Source organism: Halobellus litoreus, assembly GCF_024464595.1.
GTDB lineage: Archaea > Halobacteriota > Halobacteria > Halobacteriales > Haloferacaceae > Haloquadratum > Haloquadratum litoreum.
Map to the genome: position 1 here is coordinate 1,001,086 of NZ_JANHAW010000002.1, position 18,113 is coordinate 1,019,198.

The window sequence follows — 18,113 nt, forward strand, 5'->3', positions numbered from 1 at the left end:
AGAGGAACGGCAAGCGGCGGTTCATACGTCTATCGGTCAACGGCTCGATAAGTAGCGCCGACCTCGTTGGGTTCGCCTCCGGCGACAATACGAAGACGCTGGGAGTCGTACGTAGGTTGTCGTGCTGTCCCCAGAGCTGGACCTCGCGGCGACGCTCGCGATGTCGCTGGTGCCGACCTTGTTGTTTCTCGGACTGTGGCGCGGGCTGATGTGGCTCCGCGACGACGCCCTGGTCGAGGAAGCGCGCCGGATGCGGGCCCAGCAGGCGCGGTTCAGTCCCGCCCGCTCGATGGACGTCGACACGGCCGCGGATATCTCGGTCTGTGCGGCCTGTGGATCGCGCAACCCAGTCGGGATGACACACTGTTGGAACTGCCTCGGAGAGCTCGACGGGTGAGTGTCGCGGGCGACCGTGCGGCGTTGGCACGCTCAGCGACCGATGGCGGTCCGTGTTCGGTGGACATCGTTCGGTTTGTAACCGGCCAGTAACGAAGACGCTGGGTAGTTCGCGAGTGGACATCGGCGATCCGAGAGCCGGGATTCGACGCGTCCCGAGGCGGCGCTGCGTCCTCCGGGCCTACCCGTCGCCGAACCCCTCGTACTCGGCGCGGTGTCGGATGCAGGCGGCGCGGTGCAATGGTCCGTGAGTGCTGAGTTCCGGGTGAATCTCCGCACAGGGCGTCGTGAACGCTCCGTCGAGGATGCCGGCCGCTCGGTCGTCCTCGCCTGCGAGCAGCGCGTCGATTGCCGCCCGGAGCGTCCGGTCGGCCTCCGGGTCCGAGAGCGTCTCCGGCAGGTCGTACGTCTCTCTGACCCGAGTGGCATCGTCGACGCGCTCCTCCGGCGCCCCGCGGTCACTCGAACCCGTCTCCGACCAACCGCCGGGCTGGTCGCCCGCGACGGCTCCCGCCTGCAGCCGCTCTCTGAGTGCCGCGGGGTCGATTTCCCCGGTGACGACCCGATCGCGGAAATCCAACAGCCGGCGCCAGACCGCCTGGTCGACGTCGACGTGATCGGGTTGAACCACACGGTGACACCGGGTGTGGAACCGACACCCCGAGGGCGGGTCCGAGGGGCTGGGCACGCTCCCGGTCAGTTCGATGTGGTCCCCCTTCGACCGCGGATCCGGCGTCGGAACCGCGGATCGGAGCGCCTCCGTGTAGGGGTGGCCGGGCGACTCGAACACCGACTCGGTCGGGCCGACCTCGACGATCTCGCCGAGGTACATCACCGCGGTCCGGTCGCAGAGCTCTCGGACGACGGAGATGTCGTGACTGATGAAGAGCACGGAGAGCCCGAACTCCGATCGGAGGTCGTCGATCAGCGCGAGGATGTCGGCCTGAACCGACACGTCGAGCGCCGAGACCGGCTCGTCGGCCACCAGTAGATCCGGATTGAGCACCAGCGCGCGGGCGAGCGCCAGCCGCTGTTTCTCCCCGCCCGAGAACTCGTGGGGGTAGCGATCGTAGTCCGCCGCGGAGAGCCCGACCCGTTCCAAGAGGTCCTCGACGATCGCCCGCCGGCGCTCGCGGTCGGTCATTCCGTGGACCAGCGGGAGTTCCGCGATCGACCCCCCCACCGACATCCGCGGGTCGAAACTGGAGGTGGGGTCCTGGAAGATCAACTGCGCGTCCCGCCGGAACGCTTTGAGTTCCGCTCGATCGAACTGCGTGACGTCGTTGGGATGGGTGCCGTCGTCGTTGCGGACCGCTCCCCCGCGACCGCCGCCGTTGAAGATCACCTCTCCCGCTGTCGGCTCGGTCAGTCGGAGTATCGACGACGCCGTCGTGGACTTCCCGCAGCCCGACTCCCCGACCAACCCGAGCGCCTCTCCCCGTCCGATGTCGAAACTGACGCCGTCGACGGCCCGGACCCGGCTCGTCTCGCGCGAGAGGAACCCGCCGCGCGAGACGGTGTAGTGCTTCTTCAGCCCGCGGACGGACAGCAGGGGTTCCTCAGTCATCCTCGGTCACACCCCGCTGAGGCGAACCGTCGACGCCGTCGGACGGGGGCGTCCCGTCGGTGAGGACGGAGGGGTCGTCCCCCGCGTCGTAGTGAATACACGAGACCAGGTGGTCGCCCCCGAGGTCGACTTCCGGCGGCTGGTCGCCGGTCGTACACGCCGGCTCCGCGTAGGCACACCGCGGCGCGAACCGGCAGCCGTCGGGTGGATCGTTCGGATCCGGAAGCGAGCCGGCGATCCCGCCGCGCTCGGCCCCCTCGACCGGGTCGACACCGCCCGACCACCCCGGCAGGCACGCAAGCAACCGTCGCGTGTAGGGGTGGGCGGGGTGCTCGAAGAGCTCCAGTACGCCACCGCGCTCCATGACCTTGCCGGCGTACAGCACCACCACCCGGTCGGCGATCTCGCTCACGGTCGCGAGGTCGTGGGTGACGAACAGGACTCCCATCCCGTACGTCGCTTTCAGTTCCTCGAGGAGTTGGAGGATGTCCGCCTGAATCGTCACGTCAAGCGCGGTGGTGGGCTCGTCGGCCACGAGTAGGTCGGGTTCGGTGACGAGCGCCATCGCGATCATCACCCGCTGTTTCTCGCCGCCGGAGAACTGATGCGGGTACTCGGTGATGCGGCTGGCGGGGTCGGGAATGCCGACGGTGTCGAGGAGGTCGATCGCGCGGGCCCGCGCCGCCGACGTCGACACGTCCTCGTGGACCCGGATCGCCTCGATCAACTGCCACCCGATCGTGTAACAGTGGTTGAGCGCGTCCTGGGGGTTCTGGAAGACGTACGCGATCGACGCGCCGCGGTAGGGCCGAAGCTCCTCGTCGGAGAGGTCGGTGAGTTCCTCCCCGCGGAATCGGACGCTTCCCTCGATCCGGCCGGGCGGCTGGTCGATCAGCCGCGCGATCGACTCGACGGCGACGGTCTTTCCCGACCCGGACTCGCCGACGAGACAGACGGTCTCGCCCCGGCGGACCTCGAAGTCGATCCCGTCGACCGCGACGAGTTCGCCCGTCTCCGTCTCGAAGGTGGTCCGGAGCCCCTCGACCGCCAGCAGCGGTTCGTCGGTCATCGCTCCGCCTCCGTCGTCGCCGCGGGGTCGATCGCGTCGAGCAACGCGTCACCCAGGAAGTTGAACGCGAGGATGGTGAGAAAGAGGACGATCCCCGGCGTGAGGACGATCCACGGTGCGAAGGCGAGGTCGCTCCGGCCGGCGGCGATCAGTTGCCCCCACGAGGAGATCCCGGCGTCGCCGAGCCCAAGGAACGCCAGTTGCGCCTCCGCCAGCAGGAAGCCCGGAATGAGCAGCGTGAGTTGGGTGATGATACTGCTCGCGGTGTTGGGGACGACGTGATGGCGCACGATCCAGCGGGTGCTCGCGCCGCTCATCTTCCCTGCTTTGACGAATTCCTCCTCGGAGACGGAGAGCGCCTTGCTCCGGACGTACCGCGCCGTCCCGCCCCATCCGAACAGGGAGAACACGACGATGAACATCCCCAACCCCGCGCCGTAGACGTAGAGGATGAGGAGGAAAAAGAGGAGCGTCGGGAACGACAGCACGACGTCGACGCCGCGCATCGCGATCTCGTCGACCCAGCCGCCCGCGTACGCGCTGACTGTCCCGACGACGACGCCGACGCCTGCGACGATCGTAGTCGTGATGAACGCGATCTTGAGGCTCACGGTCATCCCGTAGACGACGCTCTTGAACACGCCGAGCCCGCCCCGAGTCGTCCCCAGCGGGTACTGCCACGTGCCCTGACACCGCTCGTTCACGACCGGACCGACACACTGGGGGACGGTAGTCTCGGCGATCGAGAGCCCCACTGGCGGCTGGTGGCCGGCGAGGACGTTCTGTTCCGGCGCGCTCAGAAGTAGCGGCCCGACCAGCCCGCCGACGAAGACCACCACCAGCCACCCGAGACTCACGATCGCGGGGCGGTTCCGCTTGAACCGCCGCCAGTAGTACCCCGTGATCCGCGGCTGCTGATACAGCGGGAGCACCAGATACCAGAGGAAGAGCAGGAGCGTGATCGCGAAGACGTAATCGACCATCGTGACCCCGAAGTCGAGCCCGAGCGCCTCGAAGAGTCCGTCGAGGTTCGCGTCCCGCCCGAGTGCTCCGAGAGCGGTCTCCCGTTGGTCGACGACGAGCCAGTCGTAGCCCGCCAGTGCGAGCACCGGAGCGACCGTGAGGGCGAACAGCGCGGTGTTGAGCGAGCAGCGTGGCGTCCGCCGGCCGGCGTACGCCTCCCAGTCGACCCGGTCGAACCGCGGAGCGTCCTCGGTGTCGGTGCTCATAGTTGTCTATCGTCGTAACTGATCCGCGGGTCGAGGGCGGTGAACGCGAGGTCTTCGAGCAGGTTCCCGATCACCGCGAGGAAGGTGAAAAACAGCGTCGCCCCCAACACGAGGTTCGTATCCTGTGCGACCAGCGCGTTGAACGTCAGGCGGCCGAGTCCGGGGATGCCGAAGACGACCTCCACGAGCAGCGACGAGCCCAGGAAGATGGCGAGCAGCTGTCCGACGAGCGTCGTCGACAGCGGTACCAGGGTCGGGCGCATCACGTGGTAAGCGTACGCCCGGAGCGGCGAGACGCCCTTGGCCTTTGCGGTCTTCATAAAGGTCGCGTTCTGGAAATCCGCCGACTCGTTGCGTGAGACACGCATAATCGCGCCGATCGAGCCCGTCACCAGAACGAACACGGGAACGACGAGCTGCCTGACGTTCGCGAGGCTGAACGTCGGCACCTCGGTCCGGTAGACGACCGGGATCCACTCCAGCCACACCCCGAAGATCAAGAGCAGGATGATCCCGAAGAAGAAGTTCGGAATGGCGTACCCGAAGAACGCGAAGCCCGTCGCGACGTGGTCGCGCCAGGTGTACATATTGGCCGCGGAGTACACGCCGACGAGGGGCCCCAAGAGCACCGTCAGGACGGTCCAGGGAACGGAGTACTGCGCGGTGTAGAACACCGCGTTCAGGAGCGCCGTCGTCACCGGCTGACTCCGGTAGTCCGACCACCCCCACTGGAGCGTGTAGATGCTCGTGACGAAGTCCAGATACCTGACGTGGAGAGGTTCGTCGAGCCCCCGGAGTTGGCGCTGCCGTTCGACCGCCTCCTGCGGGTCGCCGCCCTGCAACGCCGCCTGTGTGGCCGCCTGCTGGATCGACGGGTTGGGAGCGGCCGCGAACAGCCCGAAGGTCACGGTGACGATGATGAACGACACCACCGCGGCCCAGCCGACGCGGAGCGCGACGTAGCTGGCTAGTCCCATCGTCGGCGGTGCCGGGAGCAGGGGTGCGTAGTCGGTGCGGCGGGAGTCCACGGACTCGCGTGCGGCTGTTCGGTCTCACGCATCGAAATACCACGCCGGGAAGTCCCAGCCGTTGAAGAAGTTCTCGGTCGGCCCAACGAGGTCGGGGTTGTACCCGATCAGGTCGTCGCCGAACACCAGCATAACGTACGGTTGCTCGGCGGCGAGGTTCCGGAACAGTTCGGTGAACGGCTCCTGGAGGGCGTCCTCGGAGTCGGCTTCTCTGGCGCGCTCGAACACCCCTCGGGCGTCGAAGTCGGGGTAGTAGCCGACGGGGTTGTACTGTGCGGTCGGGCCGTCGAAGAAGACCTCGTTGGTGAGCGGGTTCAGCGGGTAGGTGTTCAGCCCGTAGACGATCGACATATCCCACGACTCCGCGGCCGTGACGCTCCGCGGCCCCGGATTCGTCAGCGTCGGTTGGTCCCACGTGACCTCCTCACCCGCGATGGTGGCGGTGCCGCCCTGCGGCTCCGCCGTCCAGTAGTTCGATTGGAATCGCGTGCCGGCGATCGCCTCCACCGTGACCTCGATTCCGAGAGCGTCGTCGAGTTCGCTGGCGATGAACTCCGCGATGAGCTGAAAGGTCTCGCCGCCGGCCAAGTGATGCAGGTCTAGCGTGACCGTCTCGCCCTCGGGAGTGACGAGCGCGCCCCCGTCGAACCGGTAGTCGAACGCCGACTCGGAGATGGCCTCCTCGACGAGTCCTCGAGCGACGTCTCCGCCGTACTGGTCGCCGGCCCCGAACTGCTCGATGGCGTCGTCGCCGGGATACCAGTCGGACCACGACGGTTGCCAGGTGTAGTGTGGCTGTGCCAGCCCGCGGAAGATGCCCCTGATCATCCCCTGCTTGTCGATCGCGGCGGCGAGGCCCTGTCGGAACGCGGTGAACCGGAACAGGTTCCCGGGCCCGGCGTTCCATCCGTTGTCTCGCATATTCACCGACAGGATCCGGTTGAACGGCTGCGGAATCCGGAAGGTCTCGACCTGCGGCTTCTCCTGGAACTCCGAGAACCGCTCGGGGGGGATCCCGGCCGAGTCGGCCTCGCCGGTCTCCAGCGCCCCGAGCCGCGAGGCCCGCTCCTCGACGACGCTGATCGACGCCCCCTCGAAGTAGGGGGCGTCCGAGAACAGGTCCGGGCCCGCCTCGATGTTCTGGACGTAGTAGTCGCCGTTCCGGGAGTAGGTCGTTCCCGACCCCCGCTCCCACTTGTCGAGGGTGTATCCGCCCAGGTTCCCCGTGAACGAGAGGTTCAACAGCTCCTCGTCCTGCTGGAGTCCCTCGGCGTCCTCCTCGTCGACGTACGGTTGCACGAGGTCCGTGGGAATCGGGTACAGGAGCGGATCGTACGACTCCGGCCACAGCAACTGTGCCTCCGGGATTTCGGCCTGGAACTGGTACTCGCCGGTCTCTTCGACGTTGATCCCCCTCCAGCTGCTCGACGCCGCCGTCGCCGCCCAGTCGCTCTGGTGCAGTTCCCGGATCTGGTAGACGAACGTCGAGGCGGTGACCCCGCCGTACGGATCGCCGAACGACAGCCCCTCCCGGACGTCGAACACCCACACGGAGCCGTCGTCCGTCGTCGACAGGTCGTACAGCAAGGGGAAGTACGCTCCCTGGTCGTCGAAGGTGTACCCCTGATCCAGCGCGTAGCCGATCGCCGTCCCGGCACCCGAACTGGTGTTGTACAGCGGGTTCAGCGTCGAGAACGCCGATGCGGTGACAGTGTCGTACGTCCCCGACACCGACGGCGTGCCGTCGCTACCGCCGCCGCTGGTCGCCGTACCGGTGCCCTCGGAGTCGTCGTCGCCGGAACATCCCGCGAGCGCGGCCGCTGACCCTACCCCGAGCGCCGACAGCCACTGTCGGCGAGTGATCGACGGCCCTCCCGTCTGTCGAACCGTCTGCCTCCCTCGTGGCATCCGTTCGTACGAACGGATTCGTCGGATTAAACTATTGTGATAACACACCTCACACCCGATCGACCGGATCCGCGTCTGGCGTGACAAAGTCGTTCCACAGTCCGAAGGGGCCGATGAAACCGCGTCGGAAGACCCGGGGAGGACCGCGTCGGAAGACCCTGGTGAAACCGCGTCGGAACGCTCCAGTGGGACTGCGTCGGGAGACCGGGGGTCGCGCGCACACCCCGCCGGCGGCCGTGGTCGCGGTTCACGCCGTCGGGAGTTCGACGGCGAACACGGCGCCCTCGCCGTCGTCGGTGGCTGTCGAAGCATCGGCGGGCGGTCGCTCCTCGATCCAGACGTCGCCGCCGTAGGCTTCGACGAGCGTGCGGACGAGATACAGTCCGACGCCGGTCCCCTGGCTGTCGAGGCCCTTCTCGCCTTTTCCGAAGATCGTCGGTCGGAGGTCCTCCGGAACCCCCGGCCCGTTGTCCGCGACTCGGACCGTGACGGTGTCCGTCTCGACCGTGGCGGAGACGCGCACTTCGGGGGTGGCCTTGTCGTTGTGCTGGACGGCGTTTTTCAGCAGGTTCCGGAACACCGAGGACAGCATCTCGTCGGCCAGCACCGCCGTCGTCGGGAGAGAGCCATCGACGGCGACGTCGACGCCGTCGAACGTCTCGCGGATCTCGGTGATCTGCGTCCGGATGACGTCGTCGAGGGAGATCCGGACGGGGTCGCGATCGGGATTGACCATCACCTCGGCGAGGTCGGCCGCCGTGTGGGTGAGTTCGACCGCCGACTCCGCGTTCTTCAAGATCGTCCGCAGGTGGCCTCTCCCGTCGACATCGACGTGTTCGGTCAGTAACTCGCCGTAGCCGAGAACGACCTGGAGGTTGTTCCGGATGTCGTGGCGCACGACCTTGTTCAGCAGGTCGAGTCCGTCCCGTTGCTCCTGCAGACGCTGTTCGTACGCCTTGCGATCGGTGATCTCCCGACTCACGCCGACGAGTCCGATGACCTCGCCGGACCCGTCGCGGTAGGGGAACTTGTTGTCGATGAAGACGTGTTTGCGACCGTCGACGTAGCGGACGCGCTCCCACGTCTCCGCGGTCTCGGTCTCGATCACGTGCCGGTCGTCGTCGGCGATTCCCTCGACGCTCTCGGCGTCGAAATGTTCGTCGTCGAACGTCCCGACGACCGCCTCGGGCGTGGATCCGAACACCTCGGCGCCGACCTCGTTGATAAACAGGTACTCGCCGTCGCGACTCTTGATGTATATCGACTCCGAGGTGTTGTGGACGATCGCGTCGAGGCGGCGCTCGGCGCGCGTGAGTTCCGCCTCGCGCCGCTTTCGCTCCGTGATTTCCCGCGAGAAGACCGAGAGCCCGTCGTCGTCGGGGTGGACGTCGATCTCGACCCAGTAGTCGAACGGGTCCTCGACGTACATCTCGAACGACTGTGGTTGATTGGTCTCCATCGCCGTTCGGTACTGCTCTTCGGCCTCCGATCCCAGTATCGCCGGGAACGCCGTCCACAGCGTCTCCCCCACGACCTCCGCCGCCGGCCTGCCGGTTCGAGCGGCCATCTGGTCGTTCCAGTAGGTGATCGTCCACTCGTCGTCGACCGCGTAGTACGCGTCGGAGATCCGCTCTGTGAGGCGTTTGTACCGTCGCTTCTGGGATTCGAGTTCCTGCCGCGCCCGGAGTCCGCTCATCGCGGTCCCGATCGTCGCCCCGAGTTCAGCGAGGAGGGACCGTTCGGTCTCCGCGAACGCGTCGACGCGCTCGGAGTACAGGTTCAGGACGCCGTCGGTCCGCTCGTCCGCGACGAGCGGAATCGCCGCACTCGACTCGAACCCGTACGAGAGCGCCTGTTCGCGCCAGGGGCCGTAGTCCGGGTCGTCGCGAATGCGCTGCATAATCTGGGCCGTCCCGGTTCGGAGAGCCGACGCCGTCGGACCACTCGCCTCCGCGGGGTCGTCGAGGCTGATCGTGATCTCGTCGAGGTAGGCCGCGCCTCGCCCCGCGGTGGCGCTCGGAACGACGCGGTCGGTTTCGGGGTCGTGCGCACCGATCCAGGCGAAAACGTAGGGTTCGGACTCGGCGAAGGCTCGACAGACGGCCGCTTCGAGTTCGTCGCAGGTCTCAGCCGCGATCAACGCCTCGTGGACGCGTCGGATGACGTCGTTGATTCGGGATTGCGTCCGGTCCACAGAACCACCCATCGAGTAGTCGTTATCGCTATGTTGGTGAATAGGTTGTGATGGACGCAACATCCCCGAGATCGAGGAGGTCGGACGTCGGCGGTCGGACCCGTTCTACGGGACGAACGGAGCGTCGCGGTAGGGGCGGCAGACGTCAGAGCGACGACGACAGACGAGATGCCAACGGATATAATCGTTCGAGTATAGTGCATTACTATGGAGACTATAGCAGATGAGTGAGGAACCGGCGGCAACGAGCGAGGGGCTCTCCGGTCGCCGTAGCGTCGGAGTCGTCTCCGGCGTGTTTAGCGTGATCGTGGTGCTCGCAGCCGTCTCGTACGCGGCGATGGTCAGCGTCGTTAACTGGGTGACCGTCGGCGTTCTCGCGTACCCCGTCGGGGGCGTCGCTCCGTTCGTCGTCATCACTGGCGCAATACTGACCATTCCCGTCGTCGTTCCGACCGTTCTCGTGTCGGTACGGATGGCGACGTGAGCCACGCGGCGGCGACGAGTCAGCCTCGGCAGGCGAGACGGCCGCGACTCGACCCAGGAATTTAACTTCGGTCGTCAGCCTACGCTCAGTCGTGATCTCGAACCGTCGGGCGCTGGCCGCTGTTTCCGTCGCGCTCCTCTTAGTGACGAGCGGGTGTATCGGCTTTCTCACGGGTGAGGAAGCACTCACGTTCTCCGCCGATCCCGCAGCCGTCGACGAGGCGGCGGCGCAGGAGGCGGGGTACGAACTGAACGACACGCGGACCCTCGAAGTGAACCGGACGTTCGAGGTCGCCGGGGAGGAGCGTCGCGTCGTCGCCTCCAACGAACTCGCGTCCTACGAGAAGACGATGGATCTCGGGCCGCTGGGCGAGATGCCGCTCGGCGTGTTCACCGTGGTCTCGACGCCCGCCGTCGAAATCGCCGGCCAGACGCTCAACCCGATCGGGAGCTACTCGAACGCGCGGCTGGTCGAGTTCGTCCAACAGCGGTACTCCGGGCTGAGCGACATCGAGACGGTGAGCAGCCGAAACATCACCGTCCAGGGGACGGAGACGCGCGTGACCAAGTTCGCCGGCACGGCGACGATCCAGGGGCAAGAAGTCGACGTCTTCGTCCACGTGACGAAGTACCGCGACGGCGACGACTTCATCCTCGCACTCGGCGTCTATCCCCAGCAGATCAGCGGCGAGGAGGAGAACGTGCTCTCGATGATGCGCGCCATCGAGCATCCGGTTTCGGACTGAGACGGCCCGCTCCCGTCGACGCACCCGAACAACGCTTTTGGTCTCACTCCGAGGAGTGACTGGTATGCGACGCACGCGGGAAGTCGGCATCCTGTGCACTCTCCTCGGCGTGGCGGGTTACGCGATCGGCGTCGCCGCGCCGTATCCGGGGCGTTCGGCGAGCCTCGTCGGCATAATGGTCGGGGTGACGCTCTACGCGATCGGGTACGAGGGGGGTGAAGCGGCGTGACCGACGAACGGCCGCCGCGACGGGCGGAGACGGAGCGTGAGACCGTGTGATATCCGCGATCGTCTACGACGCGGGGGGCGTCGAGCACTACGCGATCGACGACGAGGCCGACCTCGAAGCGGCGCGTCGCGCGCCGGGGACGACTTGGGTCCGCGTGAGCACGCCCACGGACGAGGAGGAGCGGGCCCTCACGAAGGCGTTCTCGCTCCATCCGCTCGAACTGGAGGACGTTCGGGGGGGCGTCAGGCCGAAGACCGAGGCGTTCGACGATCACGCGTTCGTGCTGATCAAAACCGTCGCGCTCGAACGCGGCGAGACGACGTTCGACGAGGAGATCCGCACCCAGCCCATCGGGCTGTTTATCGGCGACGATTGGCTGGTGACGGTGACCGCAGCGGACGACTACGTCCCCGTCGTCTCCGACGTCTGGCAGTCCGTCGAGAACCAGGAGGGCCGGACGCTGAAACAGGGGCCCGACTTCGCGGCGTACCGCGTGATCGACCACGCGGTCGAGGACTATTTCGACCTGCTCGACACCGTCGGCGACACGATCGAGGAGATCGAGGAGGCGATCCTCGCGACGCCGGACGAGACGCTCATCGAGAGTTTGAACGACGTCAGACGCGATCTGCTGTCGTTTCGGAAAGTGGTCTGGCCGATGCGAGAAGCCGTCGGAACGCTCGCACGCGGCGGCATCGACGAGATCGGCGACTCGACCGAGAAGTTCTACCGCGACGTCTACGACCACCTCGTCGAGATCGTCGACCTGACCGAGACGTATCGCGACCTCACTCGCGGCACGCGGGACATCTACCTCAACGTCGTCTCGCAGTCGACGAACGAGGTGATGAAACGGCTCACGGTCGTGGCGACGATCTTCATCCCGCTGACCTTCGTCGTCGGCGTCTACGGAATGAACTTCGGCGAGCACGCGACGAACCTTCCGGAGCTGACGTGGCCCTACGCGTATCCGGCCGTCGTCGTCGGGATGGGGCTCGTGACGGCGATCCTCCTGGTTCACTTCCGTCGCGAGGGCTGGATCTGACGGTTGTCGCTTCTGACAACGAAACGTATATATATCCGTGAAATACGTCTCGCTCCGTCGTCAATATCGCCGATAATGCTTCGTACGGCCGTATATAGCCATATCAAAGGTGATAGATTAGGAGAAACATTTAAATACCTTCAGTACTTACCGATAGTAAGGTCAACCCCGGCCGGCCCGTCTCTCTCCTTTCTGCCGGTTCGGACGCCTCCCACCCAACTATGAGTGACACACGAACCCGAGAACGCGACGAGGAACGGAGCACGCGAACAGCGGAGCGAACGGCGGACGAGCGGACGGACGAACAGGAAGCAGAGCACGTCTGCCCCGAGTGCGGCGGCACGCTCGTCACGGACGCGTCACACGGCGAAACCGTCTGTACGGACTGCGGCCTCGTGGTCGACGAAGACTCGATCGACCGCGGACCGGAGTGGCGCGCCTTCGACAGCGCCGAGCGGGACCGCAAGTCGCGGGTCGGCGCGCCGACGACGAACCTGATGCACGACAAGGGGCTGTCGACGAACATCGGCTGGCAGAACAAAGACGCCTACGGCAACTCCCTGTCGTCGCGACAGCGCGAGCAGATGCAGCGGCTGCGCACCTGGAACGAGCGCTTCCGGACGCGCGACTCCAAGGAGCGCAACCTCAAGCAGGCGCTCGGCGAGATCGACCGGATGGCCTCCGCGCTCGGCCTCCCCGAGAACGTCCGCGAGACCGCCTCGGTCATCTATCGCCGGGCGCTCAACGAGGACCTCCTCCCCGGGCGTTCCATCGAGGGCGTCGCGACCGCGGCGCTGTACGCCGCGGCGCGACAGGCCGGGACGCCGCGCTCGCTCGACGAGATCGAGCGCGTCTCGCGGGTCGACAAGATGGAGCTCACGCGGACGTACCGCTACGTGGTTCGGGAACTCAAACTGGAGGTCGAACCCGCGGATCCCGAGCAGTACGTCCCCCGGTTCGCCTCTGATCTGGACCTCTCCGACGAGGCCGAGCGGCAGGCGCGCCAACTCCTCCGGAACGCGAAGCACGCTGCGATCCACTCGGGGAAGTCGCCCGTCGGCCTCGCCGCCGCCGCGGTCTACGCCGCGGCGCTTCTCACCAACGAGAAGGTGACCCAGAGCCAGGTCAGCGAGGTCGCGAACGTCTCGGAAGTCACGATCCGCAACCGGTACAAGGAGCTCCTCGAAGCCGAGGACGCCGGCGGCGTCCTCGCGTAACGGCCCTCGACGCGCGTGTCGGGCTAACGGCCCGCAACGGATCGTGTAACGCGTCCTGACGGTTCCCGTACCAACCTTTATTGACGTACCGGGAGTCCGGTACGCTATGGTCGAAGCGTTTGTCCGACTGCTGTGTCCCGAATGTAAGAAAGACTGGCAGGCGGAGCCGACGTCGTTGCCGGATCACCGCCAGAACTTCACGTGTTCCTCCTGCGGCGCGACGCGCCGGCTGGCGGAATTTATGCGGACGGAACGCGACCTGAGTACGGTAAAACAGTTCGAGTAACGTCGGGAACGCGACCTACAGGTCCGGAACCGACGACAGCGCCCCGCAGGCGTCGCACTTCAGTACCGTCGTTCCCTGTTCCTCGACGAGTCGGGTGTCCGGCGATCCGCACTCGCTGCACGTGACAAAGTCGTCGACGTACGTCTCCAGCGCGTCCGCGACGCGCCGCTGTTTGAAATCACCGGTGAACCGGGCGCGACCGCGGTCGTCGATCTGTGCGCTCGTGCCGAGTTCGGACTGCATAAACCGGACCAGATGGTCCGGATCGCGCGCCAACCGATCGTGGACCGCCTCGAAATTCTCCCAGACCGTGACGTGCCCTTCCGGTCGGACGTCGGGTTCCGGAACCTCGAACCGTCCGCCGCTGTCGCTGATGTCAGGCGACTGTTCGAGTGCTCGGTCGAGTTGATCCTCGTAGTCCATACGCGGACCTACGTTGTGCGTCGTGTAAAGCATTCATATGTGAGAGCGGTTGCACGTCGTCGCGCAACCCCTCCCACCACCGCGTTCGATCAGGCGAGCGGGCACGTGAAATCTCGGTCACACGTTCGTCCGGACGACCCGCCGGCGGCGCACGCCGTGGACCAATCCTTCATAATTGAAGACAGGAATTCGGCCGAATCGGGACGTTTCGCCCGGATATTCGGGAGGCCCGTGTTAACGAGACTCAGGATAGTAATATATCCTTCCAGTCTCAACTGAGCATTGCTCATGAAGAAGCAGGAGCTCATCCATCTTCACGGCCTGCTTGCAGAGGTACACACCCAGGTCGAAGCGTGGGAAGACGACGACGTATCACTCGAAGCGTACAACGAACTCGGCGTTCGACCGACATCGATTCACAAATCGAAGACCGATCACAAGGCCGCCGTTTTTAAACTCGTCAAGGGAATCACCGCCTCGTTCGAGGAAGCCGAACAGGACCGCGTCGCTGCCACTGCCGACTGAATTCGACGACTCGCCGCCTCCTCCCCGAACGCTACGACCGCATAGCGACGCCCCCGGCGATCCTGAGACGCCGCGCTGGTCGCAAGACCGGCCGAACCTCTGGGCGCCGTTCTCCGACTACTCCGCCCGCTCGTCGTCCGGCCGCGCCACCAACTCCTCGCGGTAGGCCGCGACGGCCGCGACGACCTTTTTCGCGTCTTCCGCTGGCACGTCGAACGCCTCGAGGCTGTCCCGGAGGTGATCGACCGCGCGCTCGATGTGGGCGTCCGTGAATGGGACGTGCAGGTGTGCCTCACGGACCGGTTCGGCGTCGTAGGTCTCGGGGCCGCCGGCGGCCTCACACAGGAAGTCTGTCTGCGTCCGCCGAAGGCGCTCGACGTCCGCGTTCTCGAAGAACGGTTCCAACTCCTCGTCGTCGAGTAGCCGATCGTAGAAATCGTCGACCACCGCCCGGATCGCGTCGTGACCCCCAAGCCGATTGTAGAGGTTCTCTCGTGCCATACTGTGACGACAACGGCTCGAAGTACACGAGGGTAACGACTGCACGCCGCGAGGAACCAGGAGATGATACCGGAGTGGCGAGACGGTCAGTCGCCGTCGACGAGGTCGTCGAACTCGGGGATGAGGTCGTCGTCGTCGTCCGCGTCCGAGTCGTCCGTCCCGTCGTCGGCCGCCGTGTCGGCGTCCTCGCTCTGCTCGTCGTTCTCCGTTTCGGTCACGATGGGGTCGACGGAGAGAACCTTCAGCGGGACGTTTTCGAGCCGTTGTCCGATCTCCTTGCGGGCGATCCGCGAGGCGTGTTCCTCCTGCTCGACGTTGAACACGGTCATCTCCAGTTCGAGCGCCACGAGCGCCTCGTCGGCGGCGATGAACGCGGGCGGGAGTTCCTCCCCGTCGGGGGAGGTCCGTGACCCCATCGAGATCTCGACGTAACTCAGGTCCGGGTTCAGCATCTCGCCCGTCTTCGAGATGGCGATGCGGATCGCCTCGTCGGGCGTCGTCACGTCGTACACCGGAATGGCGGCCTCGACGACGACTCTGCAGTCCATACTGTATTGTAAGAGCGCCGGCGGCATCAAAGGTTCGCCCGTCGAGAAGCGGTGAGAGATCCGTTCCGGTCGCGGCCGCTCGGCCGACGAAACCGCCGGGTGGACACCCGCCTCACTCGTCGCCGCGCGCCCGGAGGTAGTAGAAGAGATACGTCTGCGCGTAGCCGGCGTACTCGCCGCCGAGGCGTTCGCGAAGCGCGCGCGACGTCTCCGCGTAGTCGCCGCGGTCGCACTCGGGGAAGTGCTCGGCGATCGCGCTCCGGATCCACGTGTCGAGCGGAACGGCCTGGAGGTAGCCCAGCGAGAACAGCAGGACGCAGTCGGCGACCTTGTCGCCGACGCCGACGAACCGCGTCAGGTACTCGCGCGCGTCCTCGTAGTCTCGGCCGACCGCCTCGCGGGGGTGGGCCTCGCCCGCGGCGACCATCGCGGCCGTCTTTCGGACGTAGGGGGCGCGGTACCCGAGTTTCCGGTCGCGCAGTTCCGACTCCTCGCGGGCGGCCAGTTGCGCGGGCGTCGGGAAGGCGGCGACGGTCTCGCCGTCGAACACGTGGCGGTCGCCGAACGCCTCCGCGAGCGACATCTGCATCCCGTGGATTCGCGAAACGCGCATCTGCGCCGAACAGATGAACGAGACGAGACAGGGAAACGGCGGGTCGCGAACGAGGCGCATCCCGCGATAGGCGTCGTAGGCGCGCCGGATGAGGTCGTCGTCGGGCGTTGCCTCGTAAATCGCGTCGAGGTCGTCGTCGAGGCGGAGGAGGTGTCGCAGGACCGGAACCGGATCGGCCGTCGCCGCCCACTCCAGTTCGTCGCCGCGCTGGCGGACCCGCACGACGACGTCCTCGTCTGAGACGCCGTCGATCGGCGGAACGACCGTCCGGTACCACGCGTCGCCGCCGTGGACGTCCATCGACTCGTACATCCGTCCGTCCGGGCGGTCCCACAGGTAGGACTGGCCGCTCTCCAGGGTCGCCTGCAGATCGAACGGGCCGGCGACCTCCGTGAGCGGAATCGCGCCCGTTTCGAGTTCGGAAGCCGCGTCGGCGTCGACGTCGCCACCCGCGCCGGGTTCGGCTGTCATCGACAGTCGGGAGGAGCGCGGCGCGTATGCCGGTTTCGATCAGCGGTTTCGGGCAGGGAGTACGATCAGCGGTGCCGGCCCACCGGGAACTTCACGCGCTCGGGGTTCTCCTCGAACCGCGCGAGGATTCGCTCGTACAGCGCGTTTCTGTGCCGCGTCACCCGGCGGGCGGGCGAGAGGAAGCGGAGTCGGAGTTCGATCCAGGACTCCCGCTGGACGACGTTCACCGTCGGCCCCTCGCGGACGTCGAGGTCGACCGCCGTTCGCTCCAGGCGACTCCGGTACGTCTGCACCCCGCGACGCATCTCCTCGCCCAGGTGGGCGGTCGCCTCCTCGATCATCGCCTCGCGGGCGAACGCGAGGTCCGTCTCGTAGGCCACCTGGATCGACACCTCGCTCCAGACGTACTCGAAGAGCGTCGTGTCGTTGACGACCTGTGCGGACAGGACTTCCGCGTTCGGAACGGTCACCACTCGGCCGGAGGGCTGCCCGGAGGTGACGAGCCGACCGCCGACCTCCCACAGGGTCGTGGTGAGAAAACCCACCTCGATGACGTCGCCGCGGGTGTCGCCGATCTCGACCCGGTCGCCGACGCCGTAGGGCCGCTTCGAGACGACGTACAGCCAGCCGACGAGCGAGAGCAGCGGCTGTTGTAACGCGAACGTGATCGCGAAGCCGACGATCCCCAGCGAGAACAGGAGACCGACCCACTGCGCCGTGAGGACGCCCGCGACGCCCGCGGCCGCGACGACGCCGAAGGCGAGACGGAGGACGTTCCGGACGTCCTGCGTCCGTCGCTTGTCCGAGACGCGTCCGGCGATCACCGACTCGACGATGAAGTACGCGCCGGTGACGGCGGCCAGGACGGCCGCGGCGAGGAGTCCCCGGGAGAGCACCGGCCGGAGCCGCCAGTTTCCGATGGCGACGTCAGCGAAGACGCCTGCCGAGCGGACGACGCCGACAGCGACGAGCAGTGCAGCGGCGACCGCCAGCGCGAGGTATCCAATTGAGCGGCGAACCACGTTCGGGACTGGTCGGCGCGGGTGAAAAAACGGGCGGGCAAGCGGGCGAGGAAGGTTTCCCGCGGCCACCGCCGGTCGCGACGCCGATCACTCCCGTTCGACCGTCAGCAACACGCCGCCGAAAACGAGGAGCAGCACGACGCCGAGCGGTATCGGAACGCCCGGGAAGCCGCGCGTGAGGAGCAGATACGTCGCGGCCGCGAGCACGACGCCCACGAGCGTCAGCAGTCCGCCGAGGAGCCGCACCGGATCGATCGGGCCGGCCTCGACGGCGTCCTCGTAGCGGTAGTAGACCGCGGCGAAGACGACCGCGACCGCGAGGACGGCAGCGCCGACCGTCCAGACCTGATACGCCGCCTGAATCGTCTGCCCCGCCTGGAACGCGGTCGCAGAGAGCGGGTCGGAGAGACTGACGCGACGGGCGGCCGGGACGCCGAAGGCGTACCGCACCTGGAAGAACGGGAACCGAACGAACAGCACCGAACCGCCGGAGACGCCCGTCGAGTAGGTGACGTTCCAGGGGACGAGCGCGGCGATCCACGTCGAGACCACCGCCAACGCGCCCGCGTACTCCGCGCGAACCCAGACCATACCAGGTCAGCGTCGTCGGTTC

Annotated in this window: 20 protein-coding genes; 8 read left to right on the plus strand and 12 right to left on the minus strand. The window is 66.6% G+C overall.

Translation table 11 applies throughout. The features are described from left to right. The first annotated feature begins 121 nt into the window (after positions 1-121). The gene (locus NO360_RS12630; RefSeq protein WP_256308166.1) at positions 122-397 is read left to right on the plus strand and encodes a hypothetical protein; all 276 of its coding nucleotides are present in this window, start codon (positions 122-124) and stop codon (positions 395-397) included. 180 nt (positions 398-577) lie between these two features. On the opposite strand, the gene NO360_RS12635 is transcribed toward NO360_RS12630, so the two are convergent. From NO360_RS12635 to NO360_RS12660, 6 genes are all read right to left on the minus strand, one after another. Continuing rightward, entirely contained in the window at positions 578-1,963 is a 1,386-nt protein-coding gene (locus NO360_RS12635) for an ABC transporter ATP-binding protein (protein ID WP_256308167.1), read from the minus strand. After that, positions 1,956-3,032: an ABC transporter ATP-binding protein gene (locus NO360_RS12640; protein ID WP_256308168.1), complete on the minus strand. Its 1,077-nt coding sequence runs from the start codon at positions 3,030-3,032 to the stop codon at positions 1,956-1,958. Before NO360_RS12640 ends, NO360_RS12635 begins: the two co-directional genes overlap by 8 nt. Beyond that, the gene (locus NO360_RS12645; protein ID WP_256308169.1) at positions 3,029-4,261 is read right to left on the minus strand and encodes an ABC transporter permease; all 1,233 of its coding nucleotides are present in this window, start codon (positions 4,259-4,261) and stop codon (positions 3,029-3,031) included. The genes NO360_RS12640 and NO360_RS12645 overlap by 4 nt, the downstream gene beginning before the upstream one ends. Then, positions 4,258-5,238 carry an ABC transporter permease gene (locus NO360_RS12650; RefSeq protein ID WP_256308170.1) on the minus strand — a complete coding sequence of 327 codons (981 nt, stop codon included), beginning with the start codon at positions 5,236-5,238 and terminating at the stop codon, positions 4,258-4,260. Before NO360_RS12650 ends, NO360_RS12645 begins: the two co-directional genes overlap by 4 nt. A 75-nt stretch (positions 5,239-5,313) precedes the next feature. Then, a complete protein-coding gene (locus NO360_RS12655) occupies positions 5,314-7,197 on the minus strand; it encodes an ABC transporter substrate-binding protein (protein ID WP_256308171.1) in 1,884 nt (627 codons plus the stop codon). Between the two features lie 247 nt (positions 7,198-7,444). Further along, positions 7,445-9,403, minus strand: coding sequence for a PAS domain-containing protein (locus NO360_RS12660; protein WP_256308172.1), 1,959 nt, complete (start codon positions 9,401-9,403; stop codon positions 7,445-7,447). Positions 9,404-9,614: 211 nt separating this feature from the next. Between NO360_RS12660 and NO360_RS12665 the strand changes: the two genes are divergently transcribed. From NO360_RS12665 to NO360_RS12690, 6 genes are all read left to right on the plus strand, one after another. Continuing rightward, the gene (locus tag NO360_RS12665; RefSeq protein ID WP_256308173.1) at positions 9,615-9,875 is read left to right on the plus strand and encodes a hypothetical protein; all 261 of its coding nucleotides are present in this window, start codon (positions 9,615-9,617) and stop codon (positions 9,873-9,875) included. Between the two features lie 94 nt (positions 9,876-9,969). Then, entirely contained in the window at positions 9,970-10,620 is a 651-nt protein-coding gene (locus NO360_RS12670) for a DUF6517 family protein (protein ID WP_256308533.1), read from the plus strand. A 64-nt stretch (positions 10,621-10,684) separates the two neighbouring features. Beyond that, positions 10,685-10,849 (plus strand): hypothetical protein, encoded by a 165-nt coding sequence (locus tag NO360_RS12675; RefSeq protein ID WP_256308174.1) that lies wholly within the window; start codon positions 10,685-10,687, stop codon positions 10,847-10,849. 46 nt (positions 10,850-10,895) lie between these two features. Next, positions 10,896-11,894, plus strand: coding sequence for a magnesium/cobalt transporter CorA (gene corA / locus NO360_RS12680; protein ID WP_256308175.1), 999 nt, complete (start codon positions 10,896-10,898; stop codon positions 11,892-11,894). A 221-nt stretch (positions 11,895-12,115) separates the two neighbouring features. Beyond that, positions 12,116-13,111: a transcription initiation factor IIB gene (locus tag NO360_RS12685; RefSeq protein WP_256308176.1), complete on the plus strand. Its 996-nt coding sequence runs from the start codon at positions 12,116-12,118 to the stop codon at positions 13,109-13,111. A gap of 106 nt (positions 13,112-13,217) precedes the next feature. Next, the gene (locus NO360_RS12690) at positions 13,218-13,397 is read left to right on the plus strand and encodes a DUF7836 family putative zinc-binding protein (RefSeq protein WP_103991321.1); all 180 of its coding nucleotides are present in this window, start codon (positions 13,218-13,220) and stop codon (positions 13,395-13,397) included. 15 nt (positions 13,398-13,412) lie between these two features. Here the strand turns inward: NO360_RS12690 and NO360_RS12695 are convergent, their stop codons facing one another. Further along, the gene (locus tag NO360_RS12695; RefSeq protein WP_256308177.1) at positions 13,413-13,820 is read right to left on the minus strand and encodes a translation initiation factor IF-2 subunit beta; all 408 of its coding nucleotides are present in this window, start codon (positions 13,818-13,820) and stop codon (positions 13,413-13,415) included. Positions 13,821-14,108: 288 nt separating this feature from the next. Here NO360_RS12695 and NO360_RS12700 point away from each other — a divergent pair, with 288 nt between their 5' ends. Then, positions 14,109-14,345: a UPF0058 family protein gene (locus tag NO360_RS12700; protein ID WP_256308178.1), complete on the plus strand. Its 237-nt coding sequence runs from the start codon at positions 14,109-14,111 to the stop codon at positions 14,343-14,345. A gap of 117 nt (positions 14,346-14,462) precedes the next feature. On the opposite strand, the gene NO360_RS12705 is transcribed toward NO360_RS12700, so the two are convergent. The 5 genes from NO360_RS12705 to NO360_RS12725 form a co-directional block, all read right to left on the minus strand. Next, positions 14,463-14,846 (minus strand): group I truncated hemoglobin, encoded by a 384-nt coding sequence (locus NO360_RS12705; protein WP_256308179.1) that lies wholly within the window; start codon positions 14,844-14,846, stop codon positions 14,463-14,465. 86 nt (positions 14,847-14,932) lie between these two features. Continuing rightward, positions 14,933-15,394 carry a DUF555 domain-containing protein gene (locus NO360_RS12710; RefSeq protein WP_256308180.1) on the minus strand — a complete coding sequence of 154 codons (462 nt, stop codon included), beginning with the start codon at positions 15,392-15,394 and terminating at the stop codon, positions 14,933-14,935. A gap of 112 nt (positions 15,395-15,506) precedes the next feature. Further along, a complete protein-coding gene (locus tag NO360_RS12715; protein WP_256308181.1) occupies positions 15,507-16,478 on the minus strand; it encodes a DNA-3-methyladenine glycosylase family protein in 972 nt (323 codons plus the stop codon). A gap of 65 nt (positions 16,479-16,543) precedes the next feature. Continuing rightward, positions 16,544-17,500: a mechanosensitive ion channel family protein gene (locus NO360_RS12720; protein WP_256308182.1), complete on the minus strand. Its 957-nt coding sequence runs from the start codon at positions 17,498-17,500 to the stop codon at positions 16,544-16,546. A gap of 87 nt (positions 17,501-17,587) precedes the next feature. Then, a complete protein-coding gene (locus NO360_RS12725; protein WP_256308183.1) occupies positions 17,588-18,091 on the minus strand; it encodes a DUF7549 family protein in 504 nt (167 codons plus the stop codon). Between the last annotated feature and the right edge of the window lie 22 nt (positions 18,092-18,113).